This window comes from Stenotrophomonas sp. MMGLT7 (assembly GCF_021168555.1).
GTDB lineage: Bacteria > Pseudomonadota > Gammaproteobacteria > Xanthomonadales > Xanthomonadaceae > MMGLT7.
In genome coordinates, this window is the sequence record NZ_JAJOZS010000004.1 from 50,093 (window position 1) to 73,951 (window position 23,859).

The window sequence follows — 23,859 nt, forward strand, 5'->3', positions numbered from 1 at the left end:
TTTCCGAGAGGGTGACCCCGGCCGCGTCAGCGGGCGGAAGCTTCGGCTTCTTGCTTCCGGCTCGCCCGCGATGACGCAGCCGCCTCCGGCAAGGTCTCCGTATCAGGACTGCAGCGCTGGGGCCGCCAGGAAAGCCGAACGACAGATGCGTCCCTCCATGACCGGACGTCCAAGAGCAGGATCCGGGCTTCGGAACGTGCCGACGCCCTGCGCGTTATCCGCGCACGCGCAGCGTCGAGGCCAGCGCCAGCGCCGCCATGGCCGCGCCCACCCACGGCGCCGCGGCCATGCTGCGGGTGTGCTCGATCGCCACGCCTGCCAGCGCCGAGCCGGACAGCAGCCCGGCCGAGATCACCGCGGTGTGCACCGCGGCCACCAGCGGCGAGCCGTCGATCGCCATCACCCGCGCCACCATCGCCGGGTTCAGCGCCACCCCGGTCAGGCCGATCGCCACCAGGGCCGACAGCGCCAGTGCCGGCACCGTGGCGGCCAGCGCGAACGCCGCCAGCGCCAGCACCAGCACGACGAGCCCTGCGCGCTGCACCGGCAGCGCGCCCATGCGGTCGCTCAGGCGGCCGCAGGCGAAGTTGCCCACCACCGTGGCCAGCCCGTACAGCGCCAGCAGCGGCGGGATCCACGCGGCGGGCACGCCGGTAAGCAAGCGCAGCAGCGGCACGAAGTAGGTGAAGGCGGCGAAGGTGCCGCCGATCAGCAGGAAGCTGGTGGCGAATGCCGCCCACAGCCATGGGCTGCGCAGCGCCGCCGTGGCCGCGGCGCCGTCGTGGCGGGCATCGTCGCCGGGCACCCCGCGCCAGACCGCCAGCGCGGCGAGCGCGGCCACCAGCGCCAGCCCGGCGAAGGTACCGCGCCAGCCGACCTGGGTGCCGGCCCAGGTGGCCAGCGGCAGCCCGAGCACGGTGCCGATCATCAGTCCGCCCATGATCCGCGCCGCGGCCTGGCCCTGCCGGCCCGGACCGGCGATGCGGCCGCCGATCGACAGCGCCAGGCCGAACGCCGCCGCGCCGGCGAAGCCCTGCACGAAGCGGCTGGCGGCCAACAGCGGATAGCCCGGGGCGAGCGCGGCGACCAGCTGCGCCAGCGCGAACGCCGCCAGTACCAGCGCCAGCGCGGTGCGCTCGCGCAGCCGCGCCAGCACCAGCACCACCACCGGTCCGCCGAGCATCATCCCGGCGGCGTAGATCGACACCAGGTAGCCGATCGCGGTCACCTGGACGCCGAGGTCGCGCGCCAGCCCGTCGATCAGCCCGGCCACCGCGAACTCGGCGGTGGTCACCGCGAAGATCGCCATTCCCAGCAGGGCGACCGCGACAGGCAGGCCGGTGCGCGCCGGGGCCCGGCAGGAGGAATCGGGAATCGAGTTCAAGGCGTCATGTCCGCATGGATGAGGATGCGCAAGCTTTACTCATGCGAAGTTTCATTTGAATATGGATCCGGGCAAATCAGTAATGCATCCATGCATGAGTCGATCCTGGATCTGAACGCGGTGCGCATGCTGGTGCGGATCGCCGAGGCGCGCAGCTTCACCGCGGCGGCGGCGTTGCTGGGCATGAGCCAGTCCGGGCTGTCGCGCGCCATGGGCCGGCTGGAGGACGCGCTGGGGGTGCGCCTGCTCCATCGCAACACCCGCAGCGTCGCCCTGACCGCCGACGGGCGCGCCTTCGTCGAGCGCTGCGCGCCGCTGCTGGCCGGGCTGGAGGACGCCGGCCGGCAACTGGCCGAAGTGCCGGCGGTGCCGTCCGGGCACCTGCGCCTCACCGCGCCGTCGATGTTCGGCCGGGTCGTGCTGCTGCCGCTGCTGGGCGAACTGATGCGGCGCCATCCGGCGCTGTCGTTCGACACCGTGCTCAGCGATCGCGTCGCCGACCTGGTCGAGGAAGGCTACGACGCGGCGTTGCGGATCGGCCCGGTCGACGACCTGCGCATGATCGCGCGGCCGCTGCCGCCGCTGCGCTGGGTCACGGTCGCCGCACCGGCCTACCTGGCGCGCCGCGGCACGCCGGCCACGCCGGACGCGCTGGCCGGGCACGACTGCCTTGCGGTGCGCAACCTGCGCAGCGGGCGGCTGGTGGCCTGGCAGTTCGTCGTCGACGGCCGGCTCGAGGAGCGCACGCCGGCGGCACGGCTGGCCTTCGACAGCGGCGACCCGATGGTCGACGGCGCCCTCGCCGGCCTCGGCATCGCCCAGGTGATGGAGTTCGCGGTGGCCGGTGCCCTGGCCGACGGCCGCCTGCAGCGGCTGCTGGCGCCCTACGAGGGCCGCAGCCGGCCGCTGTCGCTGCTCTATCCGCCCTCGCGGCAGTGCTCGCCGAAGCTGCGCGCGCTGGTCGATGCGCTGGCCGCCGCGCGCTGGTGAGCATGCGCGCGGGCCGGCGGCCATGTTCAGAAAAATGAATGGGGAATGTACGCGTCTTCACGCAGAACTGAATCCGCGCGCGACATTGTCGTCGTTGGACCGGACACGCTGCGTGCGCCGGCGTCGCCCCGGACTCCCGACATGCTCATCCGTCTCGGCTACGAGATCAGCTACCGCTTCACCCAGCCCACCGCGGTGATGGCGATGCTGGACATCCATCCGTCGCGGCAGCAGGACATCGTCGTCGCCGAGCCGCTGCAGAGCGAGCCGATGGTGCCGCTGCACCACTACACCGATACCTTCGGCAACACCTGCCGGCGCCTGCTGGCACCGTCCGGGCTGTTCACCCTGCGCGCCGACGCGGTGGTGCGCGACAGCGGCCAGCCCGACGAGGTCGCCGCGCAGGCCTGGCAGACCCCGGTCGAGCAACTGCCCGACGATACCCTGCTGTTCCTGCTGGGCAGCCGCTACTGCGAGACCGACCTGCTCAGCGACCAGGCCTGGAGCCTGTTCGGCGGCATCGAGGGCGGCTGGCAGCGGGTGCAGGCGATCTGCGACCACGTCCACCAGCGCATCCGCTTCGGCTACCCGTTCGCCCGCAACACCCGCACCGCGGCGCAGGCGCTGCAGGAAGGCCAGGGCGTGTGCCGCGACTTCGCCCATTCGGCGGTGGCGCTGTGCCGCTGCATGAACATCCCGGCGCGCTACTGCACCGGTTTCCTCGGCGACATCGGCATCGACCCGGTCGATGCGCCGATGGATTTCTCGGCCTGGTTCGAGGCCTACGTCGGCGGACGCTGGTACACCTTCGACGCGCGCCACAACGTCCCGCGCATCGGCCGCGTGCTGATCGCCCGCGGCCGCGACGCCGCCGACATCGCCATCACCAACACCTTCGGCTACAACACGCTCGAATCGTTCCAGGTGTGGACCGACCAGACCGAAACGGCGGAACTGACCCCGCGCGGCGGCTGACCCGCCCGCCGGACATCCGCGGCGCGGCGGGCCGGATCGGCGGTCGCCACGATGGCCGCAGCCGCCACGGCATTAGCTCCATGCCGACGCCCATGTGTCGGCGCCGGCATCGGCCGGCACGATCGCCGCCTTAGCATCGGCCCGGCCCCCCTTCCGGAACGCCCGATGACCCGCCTGCGCTGGACCCTGCCCGTGTTGCTCTGCCTGTTCACAGCCCACGCCCCGCTGGCGGCGCAGGACATCGCCGGCGACCCGCCGGTGCGCTGGCAGGCCGATGCCAGGCAGAACAAGCGGCTGGCCAAGCAGGCCGAGAAGGCCGCGCGCAAGGCCATGCCGGCGCCGGCGCACGGGGAACGTGGCGGCGATGGCGACAGGGAAGCGCCGCCGCAAGGAGGCAAGCCGCCCGAAGGCGGCATGGGCGACATGGGCGGTGGCCCGGGCGGCGGCCCCGGAGGACCGGGAGGCCACGGCGGGCCGGGCGGCCCCGGCGGCGGCGGAGGCTCGCATGCGGCGAGCCCGGCGGCGATGCTGCGCCCGGAGATGGAGTTCGCCGCGCCGCTGAGCGACTCGCTGGTGCTCTATCGCACCCGCGAGGCGATCGTGTTCGGCCGCAGCGACAGCGCCGACGTGGTCATCCTGCCGCTTTCCGGCGACGGCACCCGCATCGCTCCCGGGGTGCAGGCCTTCGTCCGCCAGGCCGGCGGCGACCTGCGGGTGGAGATCGTCACCAGCAACGACATCCACGTCGACTACCGCTACCGGCCCGACCCGGCCGACCCGTCCTCGCTGAAGGTGGCCATCGAGGCCCACGGGCCGGGCGGGCGCTACCAGGTCGAACGCGTCTACCGCCGCGTCACTGCCAAGTAGCCGCACCCGCATTGAGCCGGGTGACGGGATCCGGTGTCATCTCCGCGGGAAGCGCATCCTCCGCTCCAAATTTCCGGAGCTTGCTTCTCCCGCTTGCGGGGCTGGGCGCCCTCGGGGTGGAAGTGCCCGAAGGGCGGATGGGGGTTGTCTGGAGCATCGAGAAGCCACAGCAAAAGCTCCCCCATCCGGGGCTGCGCGCCACCGTCCACCCCGAGGGCGCCCAGCCCCGCAAGCGGGAGAAGGAAGTCGGCTTTCCTCCTTCTCCGCCCTTGGCCGGCTTCTCCGCCCTCAGCCGGCGAAGGCGTCGGTGGCGCGCACCAGCGCATCGACGTGCTCGGCCTCGAACGCCGAATGCCCGGAACCCGGCGAGATGTGCAGTTGCGCCTTCGGCCAGGCCTTGTGCAGATCCCAGGCGTTCTGCAGCGGGCACACCACGTCGTAGCGGCCGTGCACGATCACGCCGGGGATGTCGGCGATGCGGTGGGCGTCGCGCAGCAGCTGGTCCTCGACCTCGAAGAAGCCGCCGTTGACGAAGTAGTGGTTCTCGATGCGGGCGAAGGCCAGCGCGAACTGCGCATCCTCGTGGCCGCTGATGAAGTCCTGGTCCACGTGCAGGAAGCTGGTGGCGCCTTCCCATACGCTCCAGGCACGCGCGGCGGCCAGGCGGGTGGCCTCGTCGTCGCTGGTGAGGCGGCGGCCGAAGGCGGAGATCAGGTCGGCACGCTCCACCGGCGGGATCGCGCCGATGTAGTGCTCCCAGGCATCCGGGAACAGGCGGTTGGCGCCTTCCTGGTAGAACCACTCCAGCTCCCAGCGGCGCAGCAGGAAGATGCCGCGCAGCACCAGTTCGGTGACCTTGTCCGGATGCGTCTCGGCATAGGCCAGCGCCAGCGTCGAGCCCCAACTGCCGCCGAACACCTGCCAGCGCGCGATGCCCAGCTTCTCGCGCAGCTTCTCGATGTCGGCCACCAGGTCCCAGGTGGTGTTGTCGACCAGGTCGGCATGCGGCGTGGAGCGCCCGGAACCGCGCTGGTCGAACAGCACGATGCGGTACCTGGCCGGGTCGTGGAAACGCCGCATCTTGGCGCTGCAGCCGCCGCCCGGGCCGCCGTGCAGCAGCACCACCGGCTTGCCGTCCGGGTTGCCGCATTCCTCGAAATACAGCGTATGGCGATCGTCGACCTTCAGCGTGCCGGTGTTGTAGGGCTCGATCTCGGGATAGAGGGTGCGCATGCGGCGGTCCTGCAGGGGAAAACCCGCATTGTATCGGCAGCGGTGCGGGCCGTTCCCGCCGTACCCCCGGCACGACCGTAGGAGCGACTTCAGTCGCGATGGGGCTTTGCCGGTAACGCCTCATCGCGACTGAAGTCGCTCCTACGGGTCATCCGGATGGTCCCGGCGGGGCGTCAGGGCAACCAGCGGCCGGCGCTGACGCGATCGCGTTGCTCCAGGTCGCGATGGGTGGCCACTTCGGCGAATCCGCGCGCGCGCAGCAGCCCGGCCACCGCCTCGCCCTGCTCCCAGCCGTGCTCCAGCAGCAGCCAGCCGCCGGGCAGCAGGTGCGCCGGCGCGCCGGCGACGATCTCGCGGATCGCATCCAGGCCGTCGGCGCCGGAGGCCAGGGCGCTGGGCGGTTCGTGGCGCAGGTCGCCCTGGCCCAGGTGCGGGTCGTCCTCGGCGATGTACGGCGGGTTGCTGGCGAGCAGGTCGAAGCGCTCGCCGGCCAGCGGCCGCAGCCAGCTGCCGTGGCGGAAGGCGACATTGCCGATCCGGTTCGAGGCGGCGTTGGCGCGCGCGAGCTCCAGCGCGGCGGCGCTGGAGTCGGTGGCCACCACCTCGGCCTGCGGCCGCTCGCTGGCGATGGCCAGGGCGATGGCGCCGCTGCCGGTGCCCAGGTCGGCCACGCGGCGGCCCGGCGCGGCGTCCAGCCGGGCCAGCGCCAGTTCCACCAGCAGTTCGGTCTCCGGGCGCGGGATCAGCGTCGCCGGCCCGACCTCCAGGTCCAGCGTCCAGAAGCCGCGGCGCCCGGTCAGGTAGGCCACCGGCTCGCCGGCCTGGCGGCGCTGCACCAGTTCGGCGAAGCGCGCGGCCACCGCGGCGTCCACCGGGTCGCGGCCGTGGGCGAACAGCCAGGCGCGGTCGCGGCCCAGGGCATGCAGCAGCAGCGGCTCGGCGTCGATGCGGCCGATACGCGCGGCCGCTTCGCGCAACAGTTGCTCGGGCAGCAGGAGGCAGGGCGTGGACAGGGACTTCACCGTTGCGCAACGTGGGCCGCGCATTATCCGGTGCGGACGGGCTGCCGCGCCGCACCAAAGAGCGCGGCTTGGATATCGATAGGCAAAGACTATCTATTCAATTCCATCAATCGATTTGAGATATCTATCGATGCCGTCTAGCATGGCCCCTCGTTCCATCCCCCCGCTCCCCCTTTGCCAACAGAGGAAATCCAATGTCTGTCATCAACACCGAAATCCTGCCGTTCGAAGCCGACGCCTACAAGAACGGCGAGTTCATCAAGGTTTCCGACGCCGACCTGAAGGGCAAGTGGTCCGTGGTGGCGTTCTACCCGGCCGACTTCACCTTCGTCTGCCCGACCGAGCTCGAAGACCTGGCCGAGAACTACGCCGAGTTCCAGAAGCTCGGCGTCGAGGTGTACTCGGTCTCGACCGACACCCACTTCTCGCACAAGGCCTGGCACGACAGCTCGGCCGCCATCGGCAAGATCAAGTACGCGATGATCGGCGATCCGACCCACCAGATCTCGAAGAACTTCGACGTGCTGCGCCCGGCCGGCCTGGCCGACCGCGGTACCTTCATCATCGATCCGGCCGGTGTGATCCAGTCGGTCGAGATCACCGCCGAGGGCATCGGCCGCGAGGCAGGCGACACCCTGCGCAAGGTCAAGGCCGCGCTGTACGTCGCCGCCCACCCGGGCGAGGTGTGCCCGGCCAAGTGGAAGGAAGGCGAGAAGACCCTCGCCCCGTCGCTGGATCTGGTCGGCAAGATCTAAGCCGTCCCTTCGCCCCCGCCCCGCCCTTGCGGCGGCGGCCGGGGGTGAACCGGAGCCGGCGCCGCGCGCCAGCCAGCATTCGCCCGCCCGCCTCGATTGCGCGCCGGCTGCGGTTCACCCCTGTCGACCCGGCATCCTGCCCGCAGGCAGCGACGCCACGCTCCCCCTTTGCCTCTCCCAAGGAGTCCGCACCATGTTGGATGCCAATCTTCAAACCCAGCTCAAGGCCTACCTCGAGAAGGTGACTCGCCCGATCCGGATCACCGCCTCGGTCGACGACGGCGCCAAGTCGCAGGAGATGCTGGAACTGCTGAACGAGCTGACCGCGCTGTCGGACAAGATCGGCCTGGAGACCCGCCGCGAGGACGGGGTGCGCGCGCCGTCGTTCGCCCTGAGCACGCCCGGGCAGGACATCCACCTGCGCTTTGCCGGCATCCCGATGGGCCACGAGTTCACCTCGCTGGTGCTGGCGCTGCTGCAGGTCGGCGGCCACCCGTCCAAGGCCGCGCCCGAGCTGCTGGAGCAGGTCAAGGGCCTGGACGGCGACTACGAGTTCGAGACCTACTTCTCGCTGTCGTGCCAGAACTGCCCGGACGTGGTGCAGGCGCTGAACCTGGCCGCGGTGTTGAACCCGCGCATCAGGCACACCGCCATCGACGGCGCGCTGTTCCAGGCCGAGGTCGATGAACGGCAGATCATGTCGGTGCCCACCGTCTACCTCAACGGCGAGCTGTTCGACCAGGGGCGCATGAACCTGGAGCAGATCGTCGCCCGCCTGGACACCAACTCGGCCGCGCGCGAAGCGGAGAAGATCGCCGCCAAGGCGCCGTTCGAGGTACTGGTGGTCGGCGGCGGCCCGGCCGGCTCGGCGGCGGCGGTGTACGCCGCGCGCAAGGGCATCCGCACCGGCGTGGCGGCCGAGCGCTTCGGCGGCCAGGTGCTCGACACCATGGCCATCGAGAACTTCATCTCGGTCGAGTACACAGAGGGCCCGAAGCTGGGCGCGGCGCTGGAGACCCACGTGCGCATGTACGACGTGGACATCATGAACCTGCAGCGCGCCGAGCATCTGGTGCCGGCCGGCGCCGACGGCCTGATCGAGGTGAAGCTGGCCAACGGTGCCTCGCTCAAGTCCAGGACGGTGATCCTGTCCACCGGCGCGCGCTGGCGGCAGATGAACGTGCCCGGCGAGGACCAGTACCGCAACAAGGGCGTGGCCTACTGCCCGCACTGCGACGGCCCGCTGTTCAAGGGCAAGCGCGTGGCGGTGATCGGCGGCGGCAACTCCGGCGTCGAGGCGGCCATCGATCTGGCCGGCATCGTCGCCCACGTCACCCTGTTCGAGTTCGACGGCAAGCTGCGCGCCGACGAGGTCCTGCAGCGCAAGCTCAAGAGCCTGCCCAACGTGCGCATCGTCACCAGCGCGCAGACCACCGAGGTGCTGGGCGACGGCAGCAAGGTCACCGGCCTGGTCTACAAGGACCGCGAGGGCGGCGACGTGCACCGCGTCGAGCTGGAAGGCATCTTCGTGCAGATCGGCCTGCTGCCGAACACCGAGTGGCTCAAGGGCGCGGTGGAACTGAGCCCGCGCGGCGAGATCGTCATCGACGACCGCGGCCAGACCAGCGTGCCGGGCGTGTTCGCCGCCGGCGATGCCACCACGGTGCCGTACAAGCAGATCGTGATCGCGCTGGGCGCGGGCGCCACCGCCGCGCTGAGTGCGTTCGACCACCTGATCCGCACCAGCGCCCCGGCACCGACCACCGGCGCGGTGGCCGAGGCGGCCTGAAGGCACGCGCAGACTCCCTTCTCCCGCTTGCGGGGGAAGGTGCCCGAAGGGCGGATGGGGGCTGTCTGGAGCATCGGGAAGCAACAGCAAGAGTCCCCCATCTGGCGCGCGCCACCTTCCCCCGCTTGCGGGGGAAGGGAAATCGACGGCGCCGTTTCCGCGGTGGCGTAAGCTGCCATCGACCGGGAAGCCGTCGTCCGTGCATCCGTTCCGCTAGACCGTGACCGTGACCGAGGCCGAGACCAATGAACCTGCGTGATCTCAAGTATCTGGTGGCCCTGGCCGACCACAAGCACTTCGGTCGCGCCGCAGCGGCGTGCTTCGTCAGCCAGCCCACGCTGTCCACCCAGATCAGAAAGCTGGAGGACGAACTGGGCGTGCCGCTGGTCGAGCGCGCCCCGCGCAAGGTGATGCTGACCCCGGCCGGCCGCGAGGCGGCGGCACGCGCGCGCGGCATCGTCGCCGAGGTCGAGCAGATGAAGGAGGCCGCGCGCCGCAGCCAGGACCCGGAAGCCGGCAGCGTGCGCCTGGGCATCTTCCCCACCCTGGGCCCGTACCTGCTGCCGCACGTGATCCCGCAGATCCGCCAGCGCTTCCCGCAACTGGAACTGCTGCTGGTGGAGGAGAAGAGCGACCTGCTGCTGACCCAGCTGCGCGAAGGCAGGCTCGACGCGGCGATCCTGGCGCTGCCGCTGCACGACGACCAGTTGCATACCGAGTTCCTGTTCGAGGAGCCGTTCGTGCTGGCGGTGCCGGAGGAACACCCGCTGGCCCGGCGCGGCGCGCTGGACCTGTCCGAACTGCACGACCTGCGCCTGCTGCTGCTCGAGGACGGCCACTGCCTGCGCGACCAGGCGCTGGACGTGTGCCACCTGGCCGGCACCAGCGAGAAGTCCGGCTTCCAGGCCACCAGCCTGGAGACGCTGCGGCAGATGGTCGCCGCCAACGTCGGCGTGACCCTGCTGCCGATGCTGGCTGTCAAGCCGCCGGTGGCGCCCTCGCCCAACCTGCGCCTGCTCGATTTCCGCGACCGCCCGCGCCCGAACCGCCGCATCGCCATGGCGTGGCGCCGCAGCTCGGCGATGGCCGCGTTCCTGGAGCGGCTGGCGCAGGTGTTCCGCGCGCTTCCGCCGGAACTGCTCAGCCTGGATGCCGCCGGCGAGGAAGGCCAATCGCGCAGGATCGCCGCCGCCTGATCGCGCGGGGTCGCATCCGCGCGCGATTGTCCGGACAATGGAAGCAGGGCGACGCCGTCGGCGCCGCCCTTTGCGCGTTCCCTCCGGGGCACGCTCCATGCCGGCATGCCCGATACGGGCATGCGCCATCCAGGAGGATTCCGATGACATCGCAACACCGCAGTGGCCTGCCGCCTTCGGCCGTCGCCCCGCCCCTGACCATTTCCAGCCGCGACCTCGCCCGCCTGGAAGCCCTGCTCGACTCCCCCGCGCTGAGCCGGCATCCGGCCGCGATCGCGCTGTCGGGCGAACTGGCGCGCGCCAACGTCCTGCCGCCCGAGCAGATCCCCGAAGGCGTGGTCACCATGCATTCGCGGGTGGACTGCGAGGACGAGCTCAACGGCGAACGGCACAGCCTCACCCTGGTCTATCCGCACGAGGCCGACGTCGAGCGCGGCCGCGTATCGGTGCTGGCGCCGGTCGGCAGCGCGCTGCTGGGCCTGAGCGTGGGCCAGTCGATCGACTGGCAGGCGCCGGGCGGACGCCCGCTGCGACTGCGCGTGAGCGCCATCCATTACCAGCCCGAGGCAGCGGGCGACCTGCACCGCTGAGCACGCTACCTTAGCGGCGAGGCCGAACACGAGTGACCAAGCACATGACAACCCCCGTTTCCAAGCTGGCGCAGCTGCGCGAACTGTCCGTGGTGGTGGCCGATACCGGCGACTACGAGGCCATCAAGCGCCTGCAGCCGGTCGACTGCACCACCAACCCCACGCTGGTGAAGAAGGCGCTGGACCTGCCGGTCTACGCCGGACTGATAGAGCGCGAGCTGGCCTGGGGCCGGCAGCAGGCCGGCGACTGCGGCGCGGTGGTGGACGAAGTGGCCGACCGCCTCACCGTCGGCGTGGGCGCCATGCTCGCCGGGCTGGTGCCCGGCCGCGTCTCCACCGAGGTCGACGCCGACCTGTCCCACGACACCGCCGCCACCGTGGCCAAGGCGCGCCGGTTCGTCGCCATGTACGCCGAACGCGGCGTGCCGCGCGACAAGGTGCTGATCAAGATCGCCGCCACCTGGGAAGGCATCCAGGCCGCGCGGCAGCTGCAGGCCGAGGGCATCGACTGCAACCTGACGCTGATCTTCAACCCGACCCAGGCGCTGGCCTGCGCCGAGGCCGGCGCGTTCCTGATCTCGCCGTTCGTCGGCCGCATCCTCGACTGGTACGTGGCCCGCGGGCAGACCCCGGCCAGCATCGACGAGGACCCCGGGGTGATCTTCGTGCGCGCGGTGTATGCCGGCTTCAAGCGCCGCGGCTTCGCCACCGTGGTGATGGGCGCCTCGTTCCGCTCCACCGCGCAGGTCGAGGCGCTGGCCGGCTGCGACCGCCTGACCATCTCGCCGGAACTGCTGGAAAAGCTCGACGCCGATTGCGGCCCGCTGCCGCGCAAGCTGGCGCCCGGCGAGGTGGACAAGCGGGAGGAGGCGCCGGTGGACGCGGCCCGCTTCGCCGCCGCCCTGGCCGCCGACCCGATGGCCAGCGAGAAGCTGGCCGGCGGCATCGCCACCTTCGCCCAGGACCTGCAGGCGCTGCGCGCGCTGATCGCCGAACGGCTGGCCGCGTAGCGGGGCGGTGCGCCGGCCGGGGCCGCAAGGCCCCGCGCGCGAAGGCTAGTCTCCGCCACACGTGCCCGGCTCGACCGGCAATCATGTGGCCCGGATAAGCGAAGAAGCGCAGCCGCGACGACCGCCGACCCGGCTGCGCTTCGCTTACCCGGGCTGCGCCACCGCCGATCCGTGGCGCAACGCGCCGGCAACGCCGTCTTCGCGCGGCCGCAGCATCGCCGCTGGCATGATCGCCTGCCCCTGGCAGTGGCACGGAGACGAGGCATGGCGAAGATCGCGACGGTGATGGTCGATGGCGTGGCGGACTGGGAGATCGGCGTGGTGCTGCCGGCCGCGCGCGAATGGTTCGGCGACGAGGTGGTCACCGCCAGCATCGACGGCCGCCCGCTGGACTCGATCGGCGGGCTGCGCATCGCCCCCCAGTTCGCCCTGTCCGACCTGGACCCGCTCGAGGCCGACCTGTGGATCCTGCCCGGAAGCGATCGCTGGCAGGCCGGCGAGATCCCCGGGCTGAGCGCGCTGCTGGACCAGCGCGTGCGGCAGGGCCGGGCGGTGGCCGCGATCTGCGGCGCCACGCTGGCGCTGGCCTATGCCGGCCTGCTCGACGAGCGTCCGCACACGAGCAACTCGCTGCAGTTCCTGCAGCAGCACCTGCCCGGCTACGCCGGCCAGGCGTGGTACCGGGACCTGCCGGTGGTGAGCGAAGCCGGGCTGGTGACGGCGCCGGGCACCAGCCCGGCGTCCTTCGCCTGCGCCTGCCTGCAGTGGCTGCATCCCGAGCGCGGGAGCGAGATCGAGCGGGTGCGCGCGCAGTTCGCCGCCGAGTTCGCCGGCAAGCGCTGAGCCCGGCGCCTCAGTGCGGCGCCTCCGGCGGGTCGGAGTCGATCACCTGGATCGGCTGGCCGGTGGTCTGCGGCAGCACCTGCGCGTCGGTAGCCACCATCACCGTGCCCGGCGCCAGCAGCGGCAGCACCTGCGCCTTGAACGCCTGCGGGATCACGATCTGCTCGGCCTCGTCCGCGCTGAGCACCTGCCCGGCATCGTCCTCGTGCCCGGGCACGCCGATGGCGATCCACGACGGCAGCGGCGCGTTGGCCGCGGCGGCGGCATCGGCCGGCGGCACGTAGCCGTCGGCGACGATGTAGGCACGGGTGCCGGTGCGCGGCTGCGACTCGTCGAGCTGGATGCGGGTACGGCCGATCTCGATGCCGTCGCGGTAGACGAACGCGATGCGGTCGCTGCGGCTGAGCACGATCGACAGCGGCCCGGCCTTGGGCGCGCGCTCGGGCTCCCAGCGCCACGGCCGGCCATCCTCCAGCAGCAGGTCCACGGTCTTGCCGGTGGCCGGATCGATCGGGCTGAGCGGCCCCGGATGCACCAGGTCCACCGGCGCCTTGCCGGCCTCGGACACCACCACGGTCATGCCCATGTTGGACGCCTCGAACAGCTTCTCGGCGAACGCGGTGGGCAGGTGGATGCAGCCGTGCGACTCCGGGTAGCCCGGCAGGCCGCCCGCGTGCAGCGCCACCCCGCCCCAGGTCAGGCGCTGCTGGTAGGGCATGGGCGCGTTGTTGTACTGGTTGGAGCGGTGGTCCTTGTCCTTCTGCAGGATGGTGAACACGCCGGTCGGGGTCTCGTAGCCCTTCTTGCCGCTGCTGATCGTGGACACCCCGACCAGGATGCCGTTGCGATAGACGTAGGCCCGCTGCTCGGTAAGGCTGACCACCACCGCCATCGGCCCCAGCGTCCTGCTGTCGCCGCCCCAGATCCACTGGCCCGGCTTGAGCTGTGCCGGCGGCGTGTCCACGCTGCTGGACTGGCGCGCGCCCCAGGTCGGTACCGCCAGTGCCGGGCAGGCGGTCAGGGCCAGGACGAAGGCGAGCAGCCAGCGCGCGGGAACGGGTCGGGACATGCGGAACTTCCGTCGCGGAGATGGCCGACAGTCTAGGGTGCCGGGCGCACAGATGCGTCATCGCCATGTCTTCATTGCCAGCGGCCATGACGCCGGTCCCGCCGCTGCGTCTACTTTCGCGGCTCGTCCCTGCTTGGCCGCCACGACCATGACCACAGCCCGTTTCAGTCGCCGCGTCTTCCTTGGAGGGGCCGGTGCCGGCCTGGCCTCGCTGCTGCTTCCCGCCGCCGTCCGCGGCCAGAACCCGCCGGCCGCGCTGGCGGTGCCGCAGGTGGACGCGCTGACGATCCGCGTGGTCACCGACGGCCTGTCCTACGCGCTGGCCGGCAGCGGCCGCGAAGGCGATGTCGAGGTCACCCGCCCCGGCCATTTCCTCTCCGAGGACGCGCCGCCGGACAAGGCGCTGATCGGCGAGTTCGGGCTGTCGCTGCACGCCGAGTCCACGCGCGGGACGGAGACGCGGCGCGTGCTGGTCGATTTCGGCCACACCCCCGAGGCGATCAACAACAACCTCGAACTGCTGGGGATCGACGTGTCGCGGATCGATGCCCTGGTGCTGAGCCACGGCCACTACGACCACTTCGGCGGACTGGCCGGCTTCCTCGAACGGCATCGCGCCAGCCTGAAACCGGGCACCCCGCTCTACCTGGGCGACGAGGAGGCGTTCTGCTCGCGCCGCTACGCCAGCAACGGCAAGAACTACGGCGTGATCGACCGTGCCTCGCTCGATGCCGCGCGGGTCAGGGTCGTCTCGTCCGACGCGGCGACGCTGGTCGCCGGCCATGCGCTCAACACCGGGCTGATCCCACAGGAAGGATTCGAGAAGGTGCTGTCGCCGACGAAGTTCCAGGCCGGCCTGGACGCGCACGGCAACGGCTGCCGGCCCGACCACCTGCCGGGCGCGCGCGGCGAGGCCGGGGACGTCCCCGACGATTTCCACCACGAGATCGCCACCGCCTACCACGTCCGCGGCAAGGGCCTGGTCGTGCTCACCTCGTGCGGCCATCGCGGCGTGATCAACTCGGTCAGGCGCGCCCGCGCCGTCTCCGGGGTGGACAAGGTGCATGCGGTCATCGGTGGCTTCCACCTGGCGCCCCACGGCGAGGCCTACGTCGCCGACACGCTGAACAGCCTGCTCGACCTCGGCGTGGACCACATCGTGCCGCTGCACTGCAGCGGGGAACCGTTCTACGAGCTTGCCCGGGCCACCGCCCCCGAGCGCCTGATCCGGGCCTACGTCGGCACCACGCTGGCGTTCTCGGCCTGACCTGCACTTGCCGGCACGGCGATCCCCGTGCCGGCGCAACCTCAGTGCGTGCTGGCCAGCTGGCTCGGCGCCTGCTGCAGCCGTGCCTGCGCGCAGCGCGCCAGCGCCGAGCGCGTCAGCCAGGCCTGCTCGGGATAGTAGGAAAACACGAACTGGCCGTCCTTGAGCTGGTCGATGACCGGCCGCGCCACCGCGGTGCGCAGCGCCGGGCAGCCCCAGCTGCGGCCGAGCCGGCCGATGCGGCGGCCGTTGTCGGCATTCACGTAGGCGGCGCCGTGCATGACGATGGCGCGGCTGAGCGCGGCGTCGTTGAAGCCCGGGTCCAGCCCTTCCATGCGCAGCGAATAGCCGTTGCGGCCCTGGTAGGTGTCGCGGGTGTAGAACAGGCCCAGGCTGGAGGCGTGGGTGCCCTCGTCGTTGGAGAAACGATGCGGCACGTCCTCGCCCGAGCCCTGCCCGTGCGCCACCCATTCCTCGTACAGCAGCCGGCCGGCGGCCAGGTCGAACACCCACAGCCGCGGCTTCAGCGACGAGCGGCTGTAGTCGATCACCGCCAGGCGGCGGGCGTCGGCACCGGTGCCGTGCGCCTGCGCGCATTGCATCGCCGACAGCCCCAGCGCCAGCACCTGCGGGTCGGCCGCCGGGGCCAGCCGCGCCAGGTCCTGTGCCGCCAGCGACCGCGGCGGCTGGGCCAGCGGCGGCGGCAGCACGGAGGCACCGTGGGGGCGCGCCTCCGGCGAGCGGGCGCCGGCCGGGGCGATGGCGGCCACCACGGCCAGGAGCGGGAACAGCAGGATCTTCATGGCAGGCTCTTCATGGCAGTCGGGCCGGACGGCGGGACACGGCCCCGTCCGCGTCGTCGCACCGGTTCAGGCGGGGAGCGGCGATGTGGACGAAGGGCCACGGGGCCCGTCTGCGCAGCGGCGGCGATCACGGTTCGACACGCGCCGCGCCAGGGCCATTCTGCATCAACTCCGCTGCGCCGGCACGCCGGCGCCGATCGGGCAGCTCACCCCGGTACCGCCCAGGCCGCAGTAGCCGCCGGGATTCTTGGCCAGGTACTGCTGGTGGTAGTCCTCGGCGTAGTAGAACGGCGGCGCCGGCTGGACGATCTCGGTGGTGATCTCGCCCAGGCCGGCGGCGTGCAGGCGCTGCTGGTAGGCATCGCGGCTGGCGATGGCGGCGGCGTACTGGGCCGGGTCGTGGCAATAGATCGCCGAGCGGTACTGCGTACCGCGGTCGTTGCCCTGGCGCATGCCCTGGGTGGGATCGTGGCTTTCCCAGAAGGTGCGCAGCACGGTGTCCAGCGACACCCGGGCCGGGTCGAACGCCACCCGCACCACCTCGGTGTGGCCGGTCAGGCCCGAGCAGACTTCCTCGTAGGTCGGGTTGGGGGTATGGCCGCCCTGATAGCCGACCGCGGTCACCACCACCCCCGGCAGCTGCCAGAAGCGGCGCTCGGCGCCCCAGAAGCAGCCCAGGCCGAGGTCGATGACCTCCAGGCCGGCGAAGCCCGCCGCGGGCGGCGATCCGGCATCGTCGCGCAGCGGATGGCCGTTGACGAAGTGCGCGTTGTGCAGCGGCAGCGGCTGGCTGCGGCCGGGCAGCGCGTCCTCGCGGGAGGGCATGCGCTGCTTGAACGCGCCGATGCCCAGTTTCAGTCCGGTTCCCATTCCCAGCATGGTGGAGCCCTCAGGCCGGCAGGAGGCCGGGGTCGGAGTCTTCGACCGAGATGGGGCCATCGCCCGGCCCGGCCAAGTCCAGCGCGCGCACCGCGGCCTCGGCGGCCGGCAGCGATTCATCCGCCACGCATACCCGCAGCACGCCGAACAGCGGCAGCTCGCCCATGCCGCCGAGCAGGGATTCGCCGAACACGAACGCGGGGATGCCGGCGTCCTCCAGCGCATGCTTGACCAGGTGGGCGTCGATCAGGTTCTCGGCTCGGTAGGCGACTTTCACGGGGCACGGCTCCAGCAACGGTCGTCCGCGAGCATACGACCGCCGGCCCGGCGCGATAAACTGCCGGTCCTTCTGCATTCAGTTCCGGCATGTCAACCACGCCTTCCGAGACCCCCGCCGCCGATCCGGCCCCCACCACCGCCAGCGCCGACACCCTGCCGGAGAAGCGCGACTTCATCCGCCAGATCGTCCGCGAGGACCTGGCCAGCGGCAAGCACCAGGGCATCCGCACCCGCTTCCCGCCAGAGCCCAACGGCTACCTGCACATCGGCCACGCCAAGGCGATCTGCCTGGACTTCGGCATCGCCGCCGAGTTCGGCGGGCGCTGCAACCTGCGCCTGGACGACACCAACCCGGCCAAGGAGGACCCCGAGTTCGTCGCCGCGATCCAGGACGACGTGCACTGGCTGGGCTTCGACTGGGCCGACCTGCGCCACGCCTCGGACTACTTCGGGGTGTACTACCTGGCCGCCGAGAAGCTGATCGCCGACGGCAAGGCCTTCGTCTGCGACCTGAGCGCCGAACAGGTGCGCGAGTACCGCGGCACCCTGACCGAGCCCGGCCGCGACTCGCCGTACCGCGGGCGCGGCGTCGAGGAGAACCTGGACCTGTTCCGGCGCATGCGCGCCGGCGAGTTCCCGGACGGGGCGCGCACGCTGCGGGCGAAGATCGACATGGCCAGCGGCAACATCAACCTGCGCGACCCGGCGCTGTACCGGATCAAGCACGTCGAGCACCAGAACACCGGCGACGCCTGGCCGATCTACCCGATGTACGACTTCGCCCATTCGCTGGGCGACGCCATCGAGGGCATCACCCATTCGCTGTGCACGCTGGAGTTCGAGGACCACCGCCCGCTGTACGACTGGTGCGTGGACAACGTCGACCTGGCCGCGCACCCGGAACTGCTGCAGCCGCTGCTGGACAAGGGCCTGCCGCGCGAGGCCGGCAAGCCGCGGCAGATCGAGTTCTCGCGGCTCAACATCAACTACACGGTGATGAGCAAGCGCAAGCTCACCGCGCTGGTCGAGGACGGGCTGGTCGACGGCTGGGACGACCCGCGCATGTACACGCTGCAGGGCCTGCGCCGGCGCGGCTACACCCCGGCGGCGCTGCGCCTGTTCGTGGACCGGGTGGGCATCAGCAAGCAGAACTCGGTGATCGACTTCTCGGTGCTGGAAGGCTGCCTGCGCGAGGACCTGGACGCGCACGCGCCGCGGCGGATGGCGGTGGTCGAGCCGCTCAAGCTGGTGCTCGCCAACCTGCCCGAGGGCCACGAGGAAAGCCTGACCTTCCCCAACCATCCCAAGGACGCCGCCTTCGGCGAGCGCCAGGTACCGTTCTCGCGCGAGCTGTGGATCGAGCGCGAGGACTTCGCCGAGGTCCCGCCCAAGGGCTGGAAGCGGCTGGTGCCGGGCGGCGAAGTGCGCCTGCGCGGGGCCGGCATCGCCCGCGTCGACGAGGTGGTGAAGGACGACGCCGGCCAGATCGTCGAGCTGCGCGGCTGGCTCGACCCGGAATCGCGCCCGGGCATGGAAGGCGCCAACCGCAAGGTCAAGGGCACCATCCACTGGGTCAGCGCCGCGCACGCGGTGGCGACGGAGATCCGCCTGTACGACCGCCTGTTCTCGGTGGAGAAGCCCGACGACGAGTCCGAGGGCAAGAGCTACCGCGACTACCTGAACCCGGAATCGCGCAAGGTGGTGCGCGGCTTCGTCGAGCCGGCCGCGGCGCTGGCGGTGCCGGAGCAGTCGTTCCAGTTCGAGCGCAGCGGCTATTTCGTCGCCGACCGCCGCGACCACACCCCGGAAACCCCGGTGTTCAACCGCAGCGTGACACTGCGCGATACCTGGGCAAGGTGATGTCCCGTGCGGTGCCTCCGGGGCCGAGGGTCGCGGGGCATCGCATGGCGACCGCCACTTCCGCGCAGTAGACAGCTCGACTTGCGCGGGGCCGGGACCACCGGCCTGCTGCCGGCTTTCCGTTTCGTCGCGTCGACGCCTTGCGCGCACCTGCCTGGCATCGGGTGCCCTTTCCCAGCGGATGGATTCCAAGGCGCGGGCTGGGAGGCGCAGTGGAGACAGGTGCGCTAGAAGGGACTACGGGCACCTGGCATCGATCGGGCCCGCGCAAGCCGGCGCGGGAATCTGCCCATTCCGATTGGCGATGAACAGGCCCGCCGGCGCGTGGACGGCGAAACGCTATCCTTCGGCACGACGATCTGCCTGCACGACAGCGCCGCCGAGGGCGGCGGTTCCGCCATCACCGGCAACCAGGAAGATCCGGCTCGAAAAGGACACCGATGCACGAGAGATGGCTGGCCGGGATCGGCGCCGGCATGGCCGCCGGCGCGTTGTGGGGACTGGTGTTCCTGGCACCGCAACTGCTGCGCGACTTCACCCCGCTGCAACTGTCGGCCTCGCGCTACCTGGCCTACGGGCTGGTGGCCGCGGCAGTGCTGGCACCGCGCTGGCGCCGCGCCACCGCATCGCTGGGACGTGCCGAATGGTGGGCGCTGGTACGGCTGAGCCTGCTCGGCAATCTCGTCTACTACGTGCTGGTCGGCGCGGCGGTGCACTGGGCCGGCGGGCCGGCCACCGCGCTGATCGTGGGCCTGGTGCCGGTGGTGGTGATGGCGGCCGGCTCGCGCGCGGCCGGCGCGATGCGGCTGTCGGCGCTGGCCGCGCCCTGCGCGCTGTGCCTGGCCGGCGTGGCGCTGATCGGCTGGCAGGCACTGTCGCGCGAGGGCAGCGGCGGCCAGGGCCTGGGGCTGCGCATCGCCGGCCTGCTGTGCGCGTTCGCGGCGTTGCTGTCGTGGTCGGCCTACTCGGTGGGCAATGCGCGCTGGCTGTCGCGGCGCGCTGACATCTCCGGGCGCGACTGGTCGCTGCTGACCGGCGTGGTCACCGGTGCGCTGGCGCTGCTGCTGGCGCCGGCCGCGTTCGGTGCCTCGGCGCCGCATGCGCCGGCCGACTGGGCGCGCTTCTGGGGCGTGGCGGCGCTGCTGGCGGTGTTCGCCTCGGTGATCGGCAACGCCTGCTGGAACCGGGCCAGCCGGCTGCTGCCGCTCACCCTGGCCGGGCAGATGATCGTGTTCGAGACCGTGTTCGCGCTGCTGTACGGCTTTGCCTGGGAACGTCGCTGGCCGACCTCGCTGGAGCTGGCGGCCATCGCCTGCCTGCTGGTCGGCGTGGTGTGGTGCGCCTCGGCGCACCTGCCGCGGCGGGCGAAGGCGTGAACCGCAGCCGGCGGGTCGTCGCGGCAGCCGGCGCATGGGCACGGGTGGCTTGCGCGCGATCGCCGGCTGTCGCAGCGTAGCGGGGCAATGCGCCGCAAGCGCCGCCGGCGCGGATACACTGCGCCGCCCCATGCGAACCCAGGAACCGATCCGCCGATGCTCAACGCCCAAGTCCACATCACCCTGCCCGTCTGGGTCCACGATGCCGTCGACCACGGCCGCGCCTATCCCGGCGATGCGGACAAGGTGGCACTGGCGATCGAACTGGCGCGCCTGAACGTGGAGCACGGCAGCGGCGGCCCGTTCGGCGCGGTGGTGTTCGGCCCGGACGACCGCATCATCGCCGCCGGGGTCAACCGCGTGGTGCCGCAGCACACCTCGCTGGCGCATGCCGAGAACATGGCCTACATGCTGGCCCAGCAGCGCGTGCAGGATTGCCGGCTCAACGCAGCGCGCGCGCCGGTGACGCTGGCGACCTCGGCGCAGCCATGCTGCCAGTGCTACGGCGCCACCATCTGGGCCGGCATCGACCGCCTGCTGATCGGCGCCCGCGCCGAGGACGTGATGGAGCTGACCGAGTTCGACGAAGGCCCGCTGCCGGCGGACTGGGTCGGCGAACTGAACAAGCGCGGCATCGAGGTGGTGCGCGACCTGCATCGCCAGGACGCCCGCGAGGTGCTGCGCCGCTATGGCGAGAGCGGCGGTGACCGTTATTGACGCCGGCAGCGCCGTGCTCGGCTACTGCCGCCAGGGCTTCGAGCCGGAACTGGCCGCCGAGCTCGGCGAGCGCGCCGCGGCCGCCGGCCTGCCCGGCTATGCGCGCACCCGGCGCAACGACGGCTACGTGCTGTTCCACTGCGAGGACGGCGCCGCGCTGGCGCAGCGGCTGCACTGGCGCGGGCTGATCTTCGCCCGGCAGAAGCTGCAGTTGCTGGCCGAACTGGAAGGCCTGGACCCGAAGGACCGCATCGCGCCGATGCTGGCCGCGCTGCAGGGCCGGCCGCGTTTCGGCGACCTGTGGGTGGAGCATCCGGACTCGGACGCCGGCAAGCCGCTGGCCGGGCTGGCGCGCAGCTTCGGCAACGCGCTGCGGCCGGCACTGCGCAAGGCCGGGCTGCTGAGCGACAAGCCGCAAGCGCGGCTGCCGCGCCTGCACGTGTGCTTCGTCGCCGGCGACCACGCATTGCTGGCGCAGGGCGATCCCGCCGACGGCGCGCCGTGGCCGCTGGGCATCCCGCGCCTGAAGCTGCTGGCCGACGCGCCGTCGCGCTCGGCGCTCAAGCTGGAGGAAGCGCTGCTGACGCTGCTCTCGCCGGAGGAGAAGGCGGCGCTGCTGCGGCCGGGCATGCGCGCGGCCGACCTGGGCGCCGCGCCCGGCGGCTGGACCTGGGTGCTGACCCGCGAGCACCTGCACGTCACCAGCGTGGACAACGGCCCGCTGCGCCAGCACGTGCTCGACACCGGCCTGGTCGAGCACCTGCGCGCCGACGGCTTCCACTGGCAGCCGCCGCAGCCGCTGGACTGGATGGTCTGCGACATGGTCGAGCAGCCGCGCCGGGTCGCCGCGCGCATGGCCACCTGGCTGCGCGAGGGCTGGTGCCGCAACGCCATCTTCAACCTCAAGCTGCCGATGAAGAAGCGCTGGGACGAGACCCGGCTGTGCCTGGACCTGTTCGCCGAGCAGGCGCAGCGCCCGCTGACCCTGCGCGCGCGCCAGCTCTACCACGACCGCGAGGAGATCACCGTCTTCGCCGGAAGCGCGCGCGCCGGCTGAGCCGGGCGCTCGCCCGGTCCGGCATCTCAGGCGGGGCGGCCGTCCGCCGGCTCGCCGAGCAGGTAGGCATACATGCTGGAGATGTCGCGTTCGGCATAGCCGGCCTCGGCGCCGGCCTGCCACAACGTGGCGATCTGCGCGATCACCGGCAGTTCCAGTTCGGCCGGGGCCGATTGCCGATACGCCTGCAGCGCCAGCCCGGCATCCTTGGCGCCCCACTTGAGCGCCATCTCGGTGGAGAAGTCCTGCGCCCCGATCTTGGCCAGCTTGGCCTTCACGTAGGGCGCGGCCAGCGGGCCGCCCTCCAGCGCCGCCCACACCTGGCCTGCGTCGAAGCCCAGCGCACGCGCCAGCACCGCGGTCTCGGCCACGCCCTGCATCACCGCCACCAGCCAGGCATTGACCACGAGTTTCATGCGCGTGCCGGCACCGGCACCGCCGAGCCAGACGGTGGCGCGGGAGATCGCCTCGAGCACCTGCGCCACCGCCGCGTCCGCCGCCTCTGCGCGGGCGCCGCGCACCGGCTGCGGCGCCGAACTGCCCAGCGTGTCGCTGGAGGCGAGGATGGTGACCGCGGCGTTCTCGGCCGGCCCCTTGGAGCCGGAGATCGGCGCATCGACGAAGAACACGTCCGGCCGCGCGGCCTGCAGCGCCCGCGCCAGCGCCTGGGTACCGTCGATGCCGATGGTGCCCATCTGCAGCAAGGCGCTGCCGGGGCGCAGCGCGGCGGCGACCGAGGCCGGTGCCGGCGCGTCGCCTGCCACTTCGCCGAGGATGACGCCACGGCTGACCTCGGCCGTGGTCAATACGCAGAGGACGACGTCGGCCGGTGCCGCCGCGCCCGCGGCATCGGCGTGCACCCGCGCGCCGGCGGCCTGCAGCGCACGCGCCGGCTCCGGCGAGCGGTTCCACACGTGCACCTCGAACCCGGCCTTGGCCAGGTTGCGGGCGAAGGCCGAGCCCATGATCCCCAGGCCCAGCACGGCCACCACGGGCCTGGGCGATTGCGTTGCCATGATGCGACTCCCTGTTGGTGAAGGGTGTCCGGTATACCACCGGCCACGCCCGTGCCGGACGGTGCATGCATCCCCGCCGCGCGGCGACGGCGGTCTCAGCCGGTGCAATCGCGGCAGGCGATACTGTCTGGACACGAAGGAGACCGCCATGAAGGAACTCGAACTCCACGACCCGGCCGGATTCGCCAACGAATTCCTGCGGCTGACCCTGTTGCAGGGCTTCCAGTCGCTGACCAAGCGCGACCTGGAACTGCTGATCTTCGTGCTGCTCGAACGCGACGGCGCGATCGCGCGCAGCGACTCCAACGCCGCGGTGGCGCTGATGCTGCGCGTCACCCCGGCCAAGGTAAAGGGCCTGCGCCGCGACGGCTACGCGCGCTGGCGCGCGCTGGTGCCCGAGGAGGCCGACGCGGCGCTGCAGCGGATCGTCGCCACGGTGCTGACCGAGGCCAACCTGCGCTCGGGCGCCAAGCACGTCAGCGAGCGCAGCCGCAAGGAGGGGTTCCTGGCGATCCGCATCGAGCACCCGGACGATGCGCAGCGCTTCGAGCAGGCGATCCTCGAGGTCGGCGCACTGCCCGTCTACGAGCGCAACCGCGAGGTGGTGGCGGTGCGCTTCGACACCCTGCTCAAGATCGCCGAGCGCTGGGGCTACCTGCAGCCGGAGCCGGAGAAGATCGCGCGCGAGCTGAACAAGCTGGCGCCCACCGCCGAGGAGGTCGCCGACCTGCTGAAGAAGGATCTCAAGCAGCTGCGCTGGGACGACGTGCGCCGCGCGCTCAACAGCCTCGGCGCCAAGGCCATTGCCAGCACCGCCGAGGGCGGCCTGAAGGGCCTGCTGAAGCTGGTGTTCCCGTTCATCCCGGGATGAACGGCCACTGC

23 protein-coding genes are annotated in these 23,859 nt (G+C 71.7%); 15 read left to right on the top strand and 8 right to left on the bottom strand.

Annotation, left to right across the window (positions count from 1 at the left end):
* Positions 1 to 214 precede the first annotated feature (214 nt).
* Positions 215 to 1,384 (bottom strand): MFS transporter, encoded by a 1,170-nt coding sequence (locus LRX76_RS06980; RefSeq protein ID WP_231803474.1) that lies wholly within the window; start codon positions 1,382 to 1,384, stop codon positions 215 to 217.
* 90 nt (positions 1,385 to 1,474) lie between these two features.
* Here LRX76_RS06980 and LRX76_RS06985 point away from each other — a divergent pair, with 90 nt between their 5' ends.
* The 3 genes from LRX76_RS06985 to LRX76_RS06995 all read left to right on the top strand — a co-directional run bounded on the left by LRX76_RS06985 (position 1,475) and on the right by LRX76_RS06995 (position 4,216).
* A complete protein-coding gene (locus LRX76_RS06985; RefSeq protein ID WP_231803476.1) occupies positions 1,475 to 2,374 on the top strand; it encodes a LysR family transcriptional regulator in 900 nt (299 codons plus the stop codon).
* 141 nt (positions 2,375 to 2,515) lie between these two features.
* A complete protein-coding gene (locus LRX76_RS06990; protein ID WP_231803478.1) occupies positions 2,516 to 3,349 on the top strand; it encodes a transglutaminase family protein in 834 nt (277 codons plus the stop codon).
* A gap of 165 nt (positions 3,350 to 3,514) precedes the next feature.
* Positions 3,515 to 4,216, top strand: a complete 702-nt coding sequence (locus LRX76_RS06995; protein ID WP_231803480.1) for a hypothetical protein — start codon at positions 3,515 to 3,517, stop codon at positions 4,214 to 4,216.
* Between the two features lie 288 nt (positions 4,217 to 4,504).
* On the opposite strand, the gene pip is transcribed toward LRX76_RS06995, so the two are convergent.
* Entirely contained in the window at positions 4,505 to 5,449 is a 945-nt protein-coding gene (gene pip, locus LRX76_RS07000; RefSeq protein WP_231803482.1) for a prolyl aminopeptidase, read from the bottom strand.
* Positions 5,450 to 5,622: 173 nt separating this feature from the next.
* Complete coding sequence (gene prmC, locus LRX76_RS07005; protein ID WP_269450774.1) at positions 5,623 to 6,462, bottom strand: peptide chain release factor N(5)-glutamine methyltransferase; 840 nt, start codon at positions 6,460 to 6,462, stop codon at positions 5,623 to 5,625.
* Positions 6,463 to 6,665: 203 nt separating this feature from the next.
* On the opposite strand from prmC, the gene ahpC reads away from it, so the two are divergent.
* The 6 genes from ahpC to LRX76_RS07035 all read left to right on the top strand — a co-directional run bounded on the left by ahpC (position 6,666) and on the right by LRX76_RS07035 (position 12,654).
* Positions 6,666 to 7,226, top strand: coding sequence for an alkyl hydroperoxide reductase subunit C (gene ahpC / locus LRX76_RS07010; protein WP_231803484.1), 561 nt, complete (start codon positions 6,666 to 6,668; stop codon positions 7,224 to 7,226).
* Between the two features lie 193 nt (positions 7,227 to 7,419).
* Complete coding sequence (ahpF, locus tag LRX76_RS07015) at positions 7,420 to 9,015, top strand: alkyl hydroperoxide reductase subunit F (protein ID WP_231803486.1); 1,596 nt, start codon at positions 7,420 to 7,422, stop codon at positions 9,013 to 9,015.
* 245 nt (positions 9,016 to 9,260) lie between these two features.
* Positions 9,261 to 10,211 carry a LysR substrate-binding domain-containing protein gene (locus tag LRX76_RS07020; protein ID WP_231803488.1) on the top strand — a complete coding sequence of 317 codons (951 nt, stop codon included), beginning with the start codon at positions 9,261 to 9,263 and terminating at the stop codon, positions 10,209 to 10,211.
* A gap of 143 nt (positions 10,212 to 10,354) precedes the next feature.
* On the top strand, positions 10,355 to 10,801 hold the full coding sequence (rnk, locus tag LRX76_RS07025; protein WP_231803490.1) for a nucleoside diphosphate kinase regulator: 447 nt from the start codon (positions 10,355 to 10,357) through the stop codon (positions 10,799 to 10,801).
* Between the two features lie 44 nt (positions 10,802 to 10,845).
* Positions 10,846 to 11,811: a transaldolase gene (locus LRX76_RS07030; RefSeq protein ID WP_231803492.1), complete on the top strand. Its 966-nt coding sequence runs from the start codon at positions 10,846 to 10,848 to the stop codon at positions 11,809 to 11,811.
* 264 nt (positions 11,812 to 12,075) lie between these two features.
* Positions 12,076 to 12,654, top strand: a complete 579-nt coding sequence (locus LRX76_RS07035; RefSeq protein WP_231803494.1) for a type 1 glutamine amidotransferase family protein — start codon at positions 12,076 to 12,078, stop codon at positions 12,652 to 12,654.
* A gap of 10 nt (positions 12,655 to 12,664) precedes the next feature.
* Here LRX76_RS07035 and LRX76_RS07040 read toward each other — a convergent pair whose 3' ends face one another.
* Positions 12,665 to 13,723, bottom strand: coding sequence for a L,D-transpeptidase (locus LRX76_RS07040; RefSeq protein ID WP_231803496.1), 1,059 nt, complete (start codon positions 13,721 to 13,723; stop codon positions 12,665 to 12,667).
* A gap of 148 nt (positions 13,724 to 13,871) precedes the next feature.
* Here LRX76_RS07040 and LRX76_RS07045 point away from each other — a divergent pair, with 148 nt between their 5' ends.
* Entirely contained in the window at positions 13,872 to 14,990 is a 1,119-nt protein-coding gene (locus tag LRX76_RS07045) for an MBL fold metallo-hydrolase (protein WP_231803498.1), read from the top strand.
* A gap of 41 nt (positions 14,991 to 15,031) precedes the next feature.
* On the opposite strand, the gene LRX76_RS07050 is transcribed toward LRX76_RS07045, so the two are convergent.
* From LRX76_RS07050 to LRX76_RS07060, 3 genes are all read right to left on the bottom strand, one after another.
* Positions 15,032 to 15,793, bottom strand: a complete 762-nt coding sequence (locus LRX76_RS07050) for a murein L,D-transpeptidase catalytic domain family protein (protein WP_231803500.1) — start codon at positions 15,791 to 15,793, stop codon at positions 15,032 to 15,034.
* A gap of 165 nt (positions 15,794 to 15,958) precedes the next feature.
* A complete protein-coding gene (msrA, locus tag LRX76_RS07055; protein WP_231803502.1) occupies positions 15,959 to 16,672 on the bottom strand; it encodes a peptide-methionine (S)-S-oxide reductase MsrA in 714 nt (237 codons plus the stop codon).
* A 10-nt stretch (positions 16,673 to 16,682) separates the two neighbouring features.
* Positions 16,683 to 16,949 carry a DUF2007 domain-containing protein gene (locus tag LRX76_RS07060; protein WP_231803504.1) on the bottom strand — a complete coding sequence of 89 codons (267 nt, stop codon included), beginning with the start codon at positions 16,947 to 16,949 and terminating at the stop codon, positions 16,683 to 16,685.
* A gap of 89 nt (positions 16,950 to 17,038) precedes the next feature.
* Between LRX76_RS07060 and LRX76_RS07065 the strand changes: the two genes are divergently transcribed.
* The 4 genes from LRX76_RS07065 to rlmM all read left to right on the top strand — a co-directional run bounded on the left by LRX76_RS07065 (position 17,039) and on the right by rlmM (position 21,961).
* The gene (locus tag LRX76_RS07065; RefSeq protein WP_231803506.1) at positions 17,039 to 18,811 is read left to right on the top strand and encodes a glutamine--tRNA ligase/YqeY domain fusion protein; all 1,773 of its coding nucleotides are present in this window, start codon (positions 17,039 to 17,041) and stop codon (positions 18,809 to 18,811) included.
* A gap of 440 nt (positions 18,812 to 19,251) precedes the next feature.
* Positions 19,252 to 20,187: a DMT family transporter gene (locus LRX76_RS07070; protein ID WP_231803508.1), complete on the top strand. Its 936-nt coding sequence runs from the start codon at positions 19,252 to 19,254 to the stop codon at positions 20,185 to 20,187.
* A 156-nt stretch (positions 20,188 to 20,343) separates the two neighbouring features.
* The gene (locus LRX76_RS07075) at positions 20,344 to 20,904 is read left to right on the top strand and encodes a nucleoside deaminase (protein WP_231803510.1); all 561 of its coding nucleotides are present in this window, start codon (positions 20,344 to 20,346) and stop codon (positions 20,902 to 20,904) included.
* A complete protein-coding gene (rlmM, locus tag LRX76_RS07080; RefSeq protein ID WP_231803512.1) occupies positions 20,876 to 21,961 on the top strand; it encodes a 23S rRNA (cytidine(2498)-2'-O)-methyltransferase RlmM in 1,086 nt (361 codons plus the stop codon). Before LRX76_RS07075 ends, rlmM begins: the two co-directional genes overlap by 29 nt.
* Before the next feature lie 26 nt (positions 21,962 to 21,987).
* Here the strand turns inward: rlmM and LRX76_RS07085 are convergent, their stop codons facing one another.
* Complete coding sequence (locus tag LRX76_RS07085) at positions 21,988 to 22,977, bottom strand: NAD(P)-dependent oxidoreductase (RefSeq protein WP_231803514.1); 990 nt, start codon at positions 22,975 to 22,977, stop codon at positions 21,988 to 21,990.
* A gap of 148 nt (positions 22,978 to 23,125) precedes the next feature.
* On the opposite strand from LRX76_RS07085, the gene LRX76_RS07090 reads away from it, so the two are divergent.
* Positions 23,126 to 23,848 (top strand): hypothetical protein, encoded by a 723-nt coding sequence (locus LRX76_RS07090; RefSeq protein WP_231803516.1) that lies wholly within the window; start codon positions 23,126 to 23,128, stop codon positions 23,846 to 23,848.
* Positions 23,849 to 23,859: the final 11 nt, after the last annotated feature.

Bases quoted from the DNA above. Each gene is read 5' to 3' on its own strand.
- LRX76_RS06985 (WP_231803476.1), top strand. From the start codon at position 1,475: ATGCATGAGTCGATCCTGGATCTGAACGCGGTGCGCATGCTGGTGCGG.
- LRX76_RS06990 (WP_231803478.1), top strand. From the start codon at position 2,516: ATGCTCATCCGTCTCGGCTACGAGATCAGCTACCGCTTCACCCAGCCC.
- LRX76_RS06995 (WP_231803480.1), top strand. From the start codon at position 3,515: ATGACCCGCCTGCGCTGGACCCTGCCCGTGTTGCTCTGCCTGTTCACA.
- pip (WP_231803482.1), bottom strand. From the start codon at position 5,449: ATGCGCACCCTCTATCCCGAGATCGAGCCCTACAACACCGGCACGCTG.
- ahpC (WP_231803484.1), top strand. From the start codon at position 6,666: ATGTCTGTCATCAACACCGAAATCCTGCCGTTCGAAGCCGACGCCTAC.
- ahpF (WP_231803486.1), top strand. From the start codon at position 7,420: ATGTTGGATGCCAATCTTCAAACCCAGCTCAAGGCCTACCTCGAGAAG.
- LRX76_RS07020 (WP_231803488.1), top strand. From the start codon at position 9,261: ATGAACCTGCGTGATCTCAAGTATCTGGTGGCCCTGGCCGACCACAAG.
- rnk (WP_231803490.1), top strand. From the start codon at position 10,355: ATGACATCGCAACACCGCAGTGGCCTGCCGCCTTCGGCCGTCGCCCCG.
- LRX76_RS07030 (WP_231803492.1), top strand. From the start codon at position 10,846: ATGACAACCCCCGTTTCCAAGCTGGCGCAGCTGCGCGAACTGTCCGTG.
- LRX76_RS07035 (WP_231803494.1), top strand. From the start codon at position 12,076: ATGGCGAAGATCGCGACGGTGATGGTCGATGGCGTGGCGGACTGGGAG.
- LRX76_RS07040 (WP_231803496.1), bottom strand. From the start codon at position 13,723: ATGTCCCGACCCGTTCCCGCGCGCTGGCTGCTCGCCTTCGTCCTGGCC.
- LRX76_RS07045 (WP_231803498.1), top strand. From the start codon at position 13,872: ATGACCACAGCCCGTTTCAGTCGCCGCGTCTTCCTTGGAGGGGCCGGT.
- LRX76_RS07050 (WP_231803500.1), bottom strand. From the start codon at position 15,793: ATGAAGATCCTGCTGTTCCCGCTCCTGGCCGTGGTGGCCGCCATCGCC.
- msrA (WP_231803502.1), bottom strand. From the start codon at position 16,672: ATGCTGGGAATGGGAACCGGACTGAAACTGGGCATCGGCGCGTTCAAG.
- LRX76_RS07065 (WP_231803506.1), top strand. From the start codon at position 17,039: ATGTCAACCACGCCTTCCGAGACCCCCGCCGCCGATCCGGCCCCCACC.
- LRX76_RS07070 (WP_231803508.1), top strand. From the start codon at position 19,252: ATGCACGAGAGATGGCTGGCCGGGATCGGCGCCGGCATGGCCGCCGGC.
- LRX76_RS07075 (WP_231803510.1), top strand. From the start codon at position 20,344: ATGCTCAACGCCCAAGTCCACATCACCCTGCCCGTCTGGGTCCACGAT.
- rlmM (WP_231803512.1), top strand. From the start codon at position 20,876: ATGGCGAGAGCGGCGGTGACCGTTATTGACGCCGGCAGCGCCGTGCTC.
- LRX76_RS07085 (WP_231803514.1), bottom strand. From the start codon at position 22,977: ATGGCAACGCAATCGCCCAGGCCCGTGGTGGCCGTGCTGGGCCTGGGG.
- LRX76_RS07090 (WP_231803516.1), top strand. From the start codon at position 23,126: ATGAAGGAACTCGAACTCCACGACCCGGCCGGATTCGCCAACGAATTC.